This is a genomic window from Erythrobacter sp. WG (genome assembly GCF_026586795.1).
Lineage (GTDB): Bacteria > Pseudomonadota > Alphaproteobacteria > Sphingomonadales > Sphingomonadaceae > Erythrobacter.
Window position 1 is genome coordinate 61057 of record NZ_JAPFGY010000018.1, and the last position, 10239, is coordinate 71295.

Sequence of the window (10239 nt, forward strand, 5' to 3'; positions counted from 1 at the left end):
GATAGAATGGGCGCCGACGGAAGGGAAAAACATCATGGAAACAGTCGTCAGGCGGCTGGGAGTGTGGGCGTTCGTCCTCATCGCCAGCATCGCCGCCATCGCGCTCACGCCCGACGCGGGCTTTGCCATCCACATGGGGATCGTCGGCCTCGTCGCGGTCATCCTGATCGTGGCGACGCTTACCACCTATGACCCGGTGGCGCGCGCCCAGAGCCTGTTCCGGATGCCGCCGGGGCCGTCGCGCTACGATGACGACGTGATCCGCTGGGGCGTGATCGCGACGATGTTCTGGGGCGTGGTCGGGCTTCTGGTCGGCGTGTTCATCGCCGCGCAGCTCGCCTGGCCGTGGCTGAACCTCGAACCCTACTTGAACTTCGGCCGCATCCGCCCGCTGCACACCAGCGCGGTGATCTTCGCCTTCGGCGGCAATGCGCTGCTGTGCACCAGCTTCTATGTGGTCCAGCGCACCTGCCGCACCACGCTGGCGCTGCCGGGCGTCGCGCGCTTCGTGTTCTGGGGCTACCAGCTGTTCATCGTGCTCGCCGCGACCGGCTACGTGCTCGGCATCGGCCAAGGCAAGGAATATGCCGAGCCCGAATGGTATGTCGACCTGTGGCTGACGATCGTGTGGCTCGCCTATGCCGCGGTCTTCGTCGGCACGATCCTGAAGCGCCACGAGCCGCACATCTACGTCGCCAACTGGTTCTTCCTCGCCTTCATCCTGACGATCGCGATGCTCCACGTGGTGAACAACCTCGCCATGCCGGTGAGCCTGCTGGGCGCCAAAAGCTATTCCGCCTTCTCGGGCGTGCAGGATGCGCTGACCCAGTGGTGGTACGGCCATAACGCGGTGGGCTTCTTCCTCACCGCCGGCTTCCTCGCGATGATGTATTACTTCGTCCCCAAGCAGGCCGGGCGGCCGGTCTATTCCTACCGCCTGTCGATCATCCACTTCTGGTCGCTGATCTTCCTCTACATTTGGGCGGGCCCGCACCACCTGCACTACACCGCGCTCCCCGACTGGGCGCAGACGCTGGGCATGGTGTTTTCGGTGATGCTGTGGATGCCCAGCTGGGGCGGGATGATCAACGGGCTGATGACCCTGAACGGCGCGTGGGACAAGGTGCGCACCGATCCGATCATCCGCATGATGGTCCTCGCGCTCGCCTTCTACGGGATGAGCACCTTCGAAGGGCCGATGCTGTCGATCAAGGCGGTGAACTCGCTCTCGCACTACACCGACTGGACCATCGGCCACGTGCACTCGGGCGCGCTGGGGTGGAACGGGATGATCACCTTCGCCTGCGTCTACTACCTGACGCCGCGCCTGTGGAACCGCGAGCGGCTCTACAGCTTGCGGATGATCAACTGGCACTTCTGGCTCGCGACGCTGGGGATCGTCTTCTACGCCTCCTCGATGTGGGTGGCGGGGATCACTCAGGGGCTGATGTGGCGCGAATACGGCGCGGACGGCTACCTGGTGAACAGCTTCGTCGACACCGTCGCCGCGCTCCACCCGATGTATGCGCTGCGCATGGTGGGGGGCCTCATGTACCTCACAGGCGCGCTCGTCATGGCCTGGAACATCGCCATGACCATCGCCGGTGCCTTACGCGAGGAAGCCCCGATGGGCGACACCCCGCACCAGCCGCAAGCCGACCGCCCGATCTTCCAGCCCTCCCCCGAGCCCGCCGAATAGGCGCCGGCCGCAAGGACACCCATCATGAGCAACACTGCAAACACCGGTGCCTTCGAGGGCCACAAGAAGCTCGAGAAGAACGTCACCCTGCTCGCCGCCTGCACGCTCGCTGTGGTGGCGGTCGGCGGGATCGTCGAGATCGCCCCGCTGTTCTGGGTCGACAACACGATCGAGAAGGTGGATGGAATGCGCCCCTACACCCCGCTCGAGCAGGCCGGGCGCGACATCTACATCCGCGAGGGGTGCTACGTCTGCCACAGCCAGATGATCCGCCCGTTCCGCGACGAGGTGGAGCGCTACGGGCATTACAGCCTCGCTGCGGAATCGATGTACGACCACCCCTTCCAGTGGGGGAGCAAGCGCACCGGGCCCGACTTGGCGCGCGTCGGCGGGCGCTATTCGGATGCCTGGCACGTCGATCACCTGAAGGCGCCGCGCGCGGTGGTGCCGCAGAGCATCATGCCGAGCTACGCCTTCCTCGCCGAGACCGATCTCAAGGTCGCCGACCCGGCCGCCAGCCTCACCGCCCTGAAGCGCGTGGGCGTGCCCTATACGGACGACGACATCGCCAAGGCGGCGCAGGACCTCAACGCCCAGGCCGATCCCGAGGCCGACGCCGGCGACCTCGCGACCCGCTACCCCAAGGCGCAGATCCGCGACTTCGACGGTGATCCCACGCGGGTGACCGAGATGGATGCGCTGGTCGCCTACCTCCAGATGCTCGGCACGCTGGTCGACGTGAACAGCGCCGCCGCGCAGGAGGAACTCACCAAGGGGAGCGAGGGACGATGAGCCTCTACACCGCCCTCAGGCACTTTGCCGACAGCTACGCGCTGGCGATGATCTGCGTGCTCTACCTGGTGCTGTGCCTGTGGCACTTCCGCCCCGCCGCGCGGACCTACAGGAGCGATGCCAAGCTCTCGATTTTCAAGGAAGACGACCATGGCCAATAAGCGCATCGACGAGCCCACCGGCACCGAGACCGTCGGCCACGAATGGGACGGCATCGAGGAACTGAACACGCCCCTGCCGCGCTGGTGGCTCTACACCTTCTACGCGACGATCGCCTTCGCGGCGGTCTATGTGGTGCTCTACCCGGCCTGGCCGATGATCGACCGGGCGACCGGCGGCACGCTGGGCTGGTCGAGCCGCGGGCAGCTCGCCGCGGAAATGCGCGCCGCCGACGCCGCGCGCGCCGGCATCCGCGCCGAGATCGCCGCGACGCCAATCGAGGCGCTCCCCGCCAATCCGCAGCTGATGCAGGCGGCGGTCGCGGGCGGGGCGGCGGCCTTCAAGGTCAACTGCGCCGCCTGCCACGGCGCCGGCGCGGCGGGCGCGCCGGGCTACCCCAACCTCAACGACGACGACTGGCTGTGGGGCGGCACGCTCAGCGACATCCAGACCACCATCACCCACGGAGTTCGCTGGGACGCCGCGCCCGAGACGCGCATCAACCTCATGCCCGCCTTCGACGGGATGCTGGACAGCGCCGAGCTCGACGCCATTGCCGGCCATGTCCTATCGCTGAACGGCAAGGGCAAGCCCAGCGCCGCCGGCGCGCAGCTCTATGCCGACAACTGCGCAGCCTGCCACGGCCCCGGCGGCGGCGGCATGGCAGCGATGGGCGTGCCCGCGCTCAACGATGCGATCTGGCTGTTCGGCGGGAGCGCCGCCGACATCAAGCGCCAGGTCGGCAATCCCCGCCACGGCGTGATGCCGGCGTGGAAGGACCGGCTCGACCCGGTCACGATCAAGATGCTTGCCGCCTTCGTCCACTCTCGCGGTGGCGGTCAGGGCCCGGCCCCCGCCGCCGCAGCAGCAGCCCCGCAAGCGCCGGCACCCGACGTGGCGAGCGCAAAGAAGGCCGAAAGCGATGGCTGACAGCGACCAGCTCGAGCGCCCCGCCCCTGACGCGCGCCCACAGCGCGACTGGGCGGCGGCGCTCGGAACCCAGGCGGGCACGGCGCGCAAGGCGATCGAGCCCGATCTCCTGCGCACCGATCTCTACGTGAAGGGCAAGACGGTCCACAACAAGCGCATCGACGGCCCCTTACGCCGCTTCAAGTGGGCGGTGATGCTCGTCACGCTGACCATCTACTACGCGCTGCCCTGGATCCGCTGGGACCGCGGCCCCTATGCCCCAGACCAGGCGGTGCTCGTCGATCTTGCGGGTCGCCGCTTCTACATGTTCGATATCGAGATCTGGCCGCACGAATTCTACTTCGTCGCGGGCCTCCTCATCATGGCCGGGATCGGCCTGTTCCTCGTCACCTCCGCCGTGGGCCGCGCGTGGTGCGGCTATGCCTGCCCGCAGACGGTGTGGACTGACGTCTTCCAGCACGTCGACCGCTTCTTCGACGGCGACCGCAATGCGCGCATGAAGCTCGACGCCGCGCCGTGGACCGCCGCCAAGACCGTCCGCCGCCTCGCCAAGTGGAGCGTCTACCTCGCCATCGCCTTCTGGACCGGCGGCGCGTGGATCATGTATTTCGCCGATGCCCCCACCCTCACCCGCGACTTCTGGAGCGGCGAGGCGGCGCCCGTCGCCTATGCCACGGTGGCGGTGCTCACCGGCACGACCTTCTGGCTCGGCGGCTTCATGCGCGAACAGGTGTGCATCTACATGTGCCCCTGGCCGCGCATCCAGACGGCGATGCTCGACGAGAAGTCGCTGATCGTCACCTACAAGGACTGGCGCGGCGAGGAGCGCGGCAGCCTCAAGAAGGCGGCGAAGCACCCCGAACGCTATGGCGACTGCATCGACTGCCAGCTGTGCGTGGCGGTGTGCCCCACGGGGGTCGACATCCGGAACGGCCAGCAGATCGGCTGCATCACCTGCGGCCTCTGCATTGACGCCTGCGACCGGGTGATGCGCGAAGTCGGCCGCCCGCGGGGCCTCATCGACTACGCGACGCTCGAACAATGCGAGGCCGAAGCGGCAGGCGCGCCTGCGCAGCCCGCCTGGAAGGCGCTGCTGCGGTTTCGCACCCTCGTCTATCTCGGCGTATGGAGCGCAATCGGCGCGGGGCTCCTGTTCGCGCTCGGCACCCGCGCGCACACCGGGCTGACGGTCGCGCAGGATCGCAATCCGCCCTTCATGCTGCTCAAGGACGGCTCGGTGAGGAACGCCTACACGCTGCGCCTCAGGAACATGGAGGCCCGCCCGCGCGCCATGACTCTCGCTCTGGAGGGTTTGCCGGCGGGCGCGGTGATGTGGACCGAGGCGGTGAGCCTCGAGAACGCCGCGCGGGCGCAGTCCGTGACCGTCCCCGCCAACGCGACGCAGGTGCTGCGCGCCTATGTCATGCTGCCGCCGGGCAGCCACGCCGACGGCTTCGCCTTCCGCCTGACCTCGGACGACGAGCAGGGCGAGACCGCGCGGGTCGAGACCACTTTCGCCATGCCGGGAGACGACCAGTGAGCCACGCCGCAACAAACCCTTTCACCGGCAAGCGGATGGCGGCGATCTTCGTCGGCGGCTTCGGCATCGTCATTGCGGTGAACCTCACCATGGCGACGATGGCGGTGGAAAGCTTCCACGGCACGGTCGTCGACAACTCCTATGTCGCGAGCCAGCACTACAATGGCTGGCTGAAGCAGGCCGCCGCCTCGAACGCCTTGGGCTGGCAGGCCGCGCCCCGCCAGCGGGCCGATGGGAGGGTGGTGGTCGAGACTCGCGGCGTTCCCGCAGGCGCGGTGGTGACCGCCACCGCCGAACGCCCGCTCGGCACGCGCGAGGAAACCGCGCTGACCTTCTCGGCCTTCGGCGAGGGCGTGTGGGTGTCCGAGCAGAAGCTCGCCCCGGGGCGCTGGCAGCTGCGCATCGCGATCCGCGCCGGCGGGCAGGCCTGGGCGGGCGAAGGCGCGCTGCCATGAACGCCCCCACCCTCAGGCTCGTCGAGGACGCGCCGGTCGCCCCGCTGGCGACCACGCGCTTCACCGTGCCGGGCATGAAATGCGCCGGCTGCATCGCCCGGATCGAGCGCGAGTTGCCCAAGCGCCCCGGTATCGCCGCGGCGCGCGCCAACTTCTCGGCGAAGCGCGTGGCGATCACCCACGATCCGGCGCTGGATGAGGGGGCCCTCGCCGCTGCGCTGCTCGGGCTCGGTTTCGAGGCGCAGACCGTTGCCGAAGCCCCGCTCGCCGATGACGGCAAGGAGCGCAAGGCGCTGACCCGCGCGCTGGGCGTGGCGGGCTTCGGGATGATGAACGTTATGCTGCTCTCGGTCAGCGTCTGGTCGGGCGCGGACGGGGCGACCCGCGAGCTGTTCCATTGGCTGAGCGCAGTGATCGCCCTTCCGGTGATCGCCTATGCGGGCCAGCCCTTCTTCGCGAGCGCGTGGATGGCGCTGAAGCACCGGCGCACCAACATGGACGTGCCGATCTCGATCGGCGTGATCCTGGCGACCTGCCTCTCGCTCTACGAGACCGTCACCGGCGGGCGCCATGCCTTCTTCGACAGCGCCGTGATGCTGCTGTTCTTCCTGCTCGCCGGCCGCGCGCTCGACGCCGCGATGCGCGACCGGACCCGCGCCGGGATCGGCGCGCTGCTGGGGCGGATGGGCAAGAGCGCGAGCGTCCTCGCCCCCGACGGAAGCACCCGCCGGGTGGCCGCCCGTGACCTTCGGCCCGGGATGCTGGTGCTGGTCGCCGCCGGGGAGGCGCTCGCCGCCGACGGCGAGGTCGTCGAGGGCACGAGCGCGCTCGACAACGCCATGCTCACCGGCGAGAGCGCGCCCGTGGCCGCGGGCCCGGGCGCGCCCGTTCATGCGGGCGCGATCAACCTTGCCGCCCCCCTCACGGTGCGCCTCACCCACGTGGCCGAGGACACGGCGCTCGCCGAGATCGCGCGGCTGATGGACGAGGCGGGGCAGTCGCGGAGCACCTACGTGCGCATCGCCGACCGCGCCTCGCGGCTCTATGCGCCGGTGGTGCATTCCTTGGCGGCGCTCGCCTTCGCCGGGTGGATGATCGCGGGCGCCGGCTGGCACACCTCGCTGACCATCGCGATTGCCGTGCTGATCATCACCTGCCCCTGCGCGATGGGCCTCGCGGTCCCCGCCGCGCAGGTGGTCGCCTCGGGCGCGCTGCTGCGCCGGGGCCTGCTGGTCAAGGACGGCAGCGCGCTTGAACGCCTCGCCGAGTGCGATGTTGCGCTGTTCGACAAGACCGGCACGCTGACCCTCGGCGAGCCCCGCGCCGACATCGGCGGCCTCGATGCCGAGGCGAAGAGCATCGCCCTCGGCCTTGCCCAGACGAGCCGCCATCCGCTCAGTCGCGGCCTCGTCGCCGCGCTGCTGCCGGAGGGCGTCGTGCCCGCGCGCCTCGACGACATCCGCGAGACCGGGGGCGAGGGCCTGACCGGCCGATGGAACGGTCTGCCGGTGGCGCTCGAAAAGCTCGAGGGCGCGGTTCCCGAAGGCGCAGCCGAGGGCCCCCTCCTCGCTACCTGCTTGCGGATCGGGAATACCCGCCACATCATCCGCTTCCACGATCCCCTGCGTCCCGACGCCGCCGTGGCGCTCGCCGCCCTGTCGCGCGAGGGGCTGCCCGCCAGCATCCTCTCGGGCGACCGCGCCGGGCCTGTCCGTGCCATCGCGGCGGCGCTCGGCCTTGCCGCTGAGGCCGAGGCCACCCCGCAGACCAAGCTCGCCGCGCTGGAGGCGCTGAAGGCGCAGGGGCACCGACCGCTGATGGTCGGCGACGGCCTCAACGACGGCCCCGCGCTCGCCGCCGCCCACGCCTCGATCGCGCCCGGCACCGCCTCCGACGCGAGCCAGCAGGCGGCCGATGCGGTGTTCATCGGCGAGGGGCTCATGCCCGTCGCCCTTGCCGTCCGCATCGCGCGGCGCACCATGCGGATCGTGCGCGAGAACTTCGGCTTCTCGATCATCTACAACCTCCTCGCCGTGCCGCTCGCGCTGATGGGCCTCGTGACGCCGCTTCTTGCCGCGCTCGCCATGTCGGTGAGCTCGCTGGTGGTGGTCGCCAATTCGCTGCGCCTTGCCAGGGAGGGCCGCGCATGACCGGGCTTGCGCTCCTCATCCCGATCGCGCTCGGCATGGGGCTTGCGGGCCTCGCCGCCTTCATGTGGTCGATGCGCGCCGGGCAGTACGAGGACATCGACGGCGCCGCGCGGCGCATCCTGATCGACGAGGACGACTGGGGGGAGGGCCTGCCGTGAGCCTCCCCGTCCTGACCCTCGCGCTGGCGAGCTTGCTGCCGGTGATGCTCGGCCCCGCCCCCGCCCCGCGCGACGGGCCCGCGACGATCACCGCGACGATGTGCGGCGGTGGCACCGTCACCATCCCGCTCGGGCCCGGCAAGGCGCCGGCCGAGCGCCGCGATTGCCACCCCAAGGGCTGCCACGCGGGGACCTGCCGGGAGGACAAGTCGATCAAATTGATTTCGCGCAAAGACGCTTGAGCCTCCGGTCGCTTACGCCTGAATCGCGAGCAGCCCCCCCTGCCGCGAAGCCAGGAGCGAGCGACGATCATGTGGACCTATCACCCCGAGCTGCTCGCCACCCCGGTGCCGCGCTACACCAGCTATCCCACCGCCGCCGATTTCGGGCCGCTCGAGGAAGGCACCATCGAGCGCGCCATCGCCGGGGCGAGCGGCGACGTGTCGCTTTACCTCCACATCCCCTTCTGCGAGCAGATCTGCTTCTATTGCGGCTGCAACACCGGCGCCTCGGGCAAGCGCGCGCGGGTTGAGACCTATCTCGCCGCGCTCCACCAGGAAATCGCCACCGTCGCCAGCCTTCTGCCCCCGGGCGCCCGTGTGCGCCGGGTGGCGTTCGGCGGGGGCAGCCCCAATGCCATCGAGACCGGCGAGTTCCTGGCGCTGGTCGAGGCGCTCCACGCGCATTTCCCGATGGGCTCGCCGGCCATCGCGATCGAACTCGATCCGCGCAGCCTCACCTCGGACTGGGCCAAGGTCCTCGCGGGCGTCGGGGTAAGCCGCGCGAGCCTCGGCGTGCAGACCTTCGCGGCGCATTGCCAGAAGGCGATCGGGCGCGAACAGTCGCTGACGATGATCTGCCGCTCTGTCGACTGGCTGCGCGGCGCGGGCGTCACGTCTTTGAACTTCGACCTCATGTACGGCCTGCCGCACCAGAGCGAGGCGGATCTCGAGGACAGTCTCGAATACACCCGCAAGCTCGGCGCGGACCGGGTCGCGGTGTTCGGATATGCCCACGTGCCGCACCTTGTGCCGCGCCAGTCGATGATCCCCGAGGTCGCCCTGCCCGGCCCGCAGGCGCGCTTCGCGATGGCCGCGCAGGCGCACGACACGCTGGTGGACGCAGGCTACACGGCGGTCGGTTTCGACCACTTCGCCCTGCCCCACGATCCGATGGCGCGCGCGGTGCGGCAGGGCAGCCTCCGGCGCAATTTCCAGGGCTTCACCGATGACCGCGCCGAGGTGCTGATCGGCCTCGGCGCGAGCGCGGTAAGCGGCTTTCCGGGCCTGCTCGCGCAGAACGACAAGCACACCGGGCGCTATCGCAAATTGTCGGGCGAGGGGCGGCTGTCGGCGACCCACGGGATCGTCCGCGGGCCCGAGGACCAGCGCCGCGGCGCGGTGATCGCAGCGCTGCTGTGCCGGGGCGAGGCGGTGCTTGAGGCGGACCTGCTGGCCGAGACGGGCGAGCGGCTCGCGCCCTTCATCGCCGCCCGGCTCGCCGCTGTCGATGGCGCGCGGCTGACCATCGCGCCCGAGGGGCTGCCCTATGCGCGGGTGATTGCCGCGCTGTTCGACAGCTACCGCGCCGCCGCCCCCCGCCGGTTCAGCTCCGCGATCTGAGCGGGCGCGCCGCTCAGCTTCCGGCGGCGAGCATGACCTTGGCCGAGGCGCCGGACAGGGCGCCCGCCTCGACCGGCAGCTTGGCCGGACGGGTGGCAGTGGGATAGGCCTTGGCGAGCAACGCCAGCGCCTCGCTGATGCGCGCGTGCGCCTCAGGGTTCTCGGCCTTGATCGCCGCGCCCGAGGCGGCGAAGCGGCTCGCCGCGACACGGCTGAAGCCGTAGCCGTCGAGATAGGGCTCGTAGCCCTCTTCCCGCGCGAGGCTGCGGTACATCGCGCTGGCGCGCTCGATCATGTCGGCGATCACGCCAGTCGCGACCTTGGCCGGAGTCGCGCCGCTGTTCGGCGCCTTCTGCGCGGCGGCGCCGAGGCCGGCGATGATCCGGTCATGGGCGGCATTGACCTCGGCGGCGCTCTTGCCGGCCAGCGCGGCGTCCGACGCGGCGCTGAACAGCGGCTTCACGTCGGCGACGCCGAGCTTGGTGAACACCGGGTCCATTTCGAGCAGCACCTCGCTCACCGGATGGGCGAACATCTCGGCGGCGGCGTCCTTCTTGCCTGCGGCATAGGCATCCTTGGCCGCAGCGACGTGCGCTTCGGCGACCGCGAGCGCGATGCCGTAGGCGACCGGATCGCGCGCCGCATCGGCGACCGCGACGCCGCCCTCGCCCTCACCGCCGGAGGTGGCGCCTTCGCCCTCGCCTTCGCCCGCGCCGCCTTCGCCCTCGCCGGCG

At 70.2% G+C, this 10239-nt stretch carries 11 protein-coding genes; 10 read left to right on the forward strand and 1 reads right to left on the reverse strand.

What is annotated here, in order from left to right; all coding sequences use genetic code 11:
• The first annotated feature begins 34 nt into the window (after positions 1-34).
• From ccoN to OPU67_RS10600, 10 genes are all read left to right on the forward strand, one after another.
• Positions 35-1699, forward strand: a complete 1665-nt coding sequence (ccoN, locus tag OPU67_RS10555; RefSeq protein ID WP_267619500.1) for a cytochrome-c oxidase, cbb3-type subunit I — start codon at positions 35-37, stop codon at positions 1697-1699.
• A gap of 24 nt (positions 1700-1723) precedes the next feature.
• Complete coding sequence (ccoO, locus tag OPU67_RS10560; RefSeq protein WP_267619501.1) at positions 1724-2491, forward strand: cytochrome-c oxidase, cbb3-type subunit II; 768 nt, start codon at positions 1724-1726, stop codon at positions 2489-2491.
• A complete protein-coding gene (locus OPU67_RS10565; RefSeq protein WP_267619502.1) occupies positions 2488-2652 on the forward strand; it encodes a cbb3-type cytochrome oxidase subunit 3 in 165 nt (54 codons plus the stop codon). Before ccoO ends, OPU67_RS10565 begins: the two co-directional genes overlap by 4 nt.
• Positions 2642-3580 carry a cytochrome-c oxidase, cbb3-type subunit III gene (ccoP, locus tag OPU67_RS10570; RefSeq protein ID WP_267619503.1) on the forward strand — a complete coding sequence of 313 codons (939 nt, stop codon included), beginning with the start codon at positions 2642-2644 and terminating at the stop codon, positions 3578-3580. Before OPU67_RS10565 ends, ccoP begins: the two co-directional genes overlap by 11 nt.
• Entirely contained in the window at positions 3573-5120 is a 1548-nt protein-coding gene (gene ccoG / locus OPU67_RS10575) for a cytochrome c oxidase accessory protein CcoG (protein WP_267619504.1), read from the forward strand. The genes ccoP and ccoG overlap by 8 nt, the downstream gene beginning before the upstream one ends.
• Positions 5117-5575 carry a FixH family protein gene (locus tag OPU67_RS10580; RefSeq protein WP_267619505.1) on the forward strand — a complete coding sequence of 153 codons (459 nt, stop codon included), beginning with the start codon at positions 5117-5119 and terminating at the stop codon, positions 5573-5575. The genes ccoG and OPU67_RS10580 overlap by 4 nt, the downstream gene beginning before the upstream one ends.
• A complete protein-coding gene (locus OPU67_RS10585) occupies positions 5572-7725 on the forward strand; it encodes a heavy metal translocating P-type ATPase (protein ID WP_267619506.1) in 2154 nt (717 codons plus the stop codon). The genes OPU67_RS10580 and OPU67_RS10585 overlap by 4 nt, the downstream gene beginning before the upstream one ends.
• On the forward strand, positions 7722-7883 hold the full coding sequence (gene ccoS, locus OPU67_RS10590) for a cbb3-type cytochrome oxidase assembly protein CcoS (protein WP_267619507.1): 162 nt from the start codon (positions 7722-7724) through the stop codon (positions 7881-7883). The genes OPU67_RS10585 and ccoS overlap by 4 nt, the downstream gene beginning before the upstream one ends.
• On the forward strand, positions 7880-8125 hold the full coding sequence (locus OPU67_RS10595; RefSeq protein ID WP_267619508.1) for a hypothetical protein: 246 nt from the start codon (positions 7880-7882) through the stop codon (positions 8123-8125). The genes ccoS and OPU67_RS10595 overlap by 4 nt, the downstream gene beginning before the upstream one ends.
• A 69-nt stretch (positions 8126-8194) precedes the next feature.
• Positions 8195-9505 (forward strand): radical SAM protein, encoded by a 1311-nt coding sequence (locus OPU67_RS10600; RefSeq protein ID WP_267619509.1) that lies wholly within the window; start codon positions 8195-8197, stop codon positions 9503-9505.
• 13 nt (positions 9506-9518) lie between these two features.
• On the opposite strand, the gene OPU67_RS10605 is transcribed toward OPU67_RS10600, so the two are convergent.
• Positions 9519-10239 (reverse strand): hypothetical protein (locus OPU67_RS10605; RefSeq protein ID WP_267619510.1); only part of this gene is annotated, 721 nt, incomplete at its 5' end.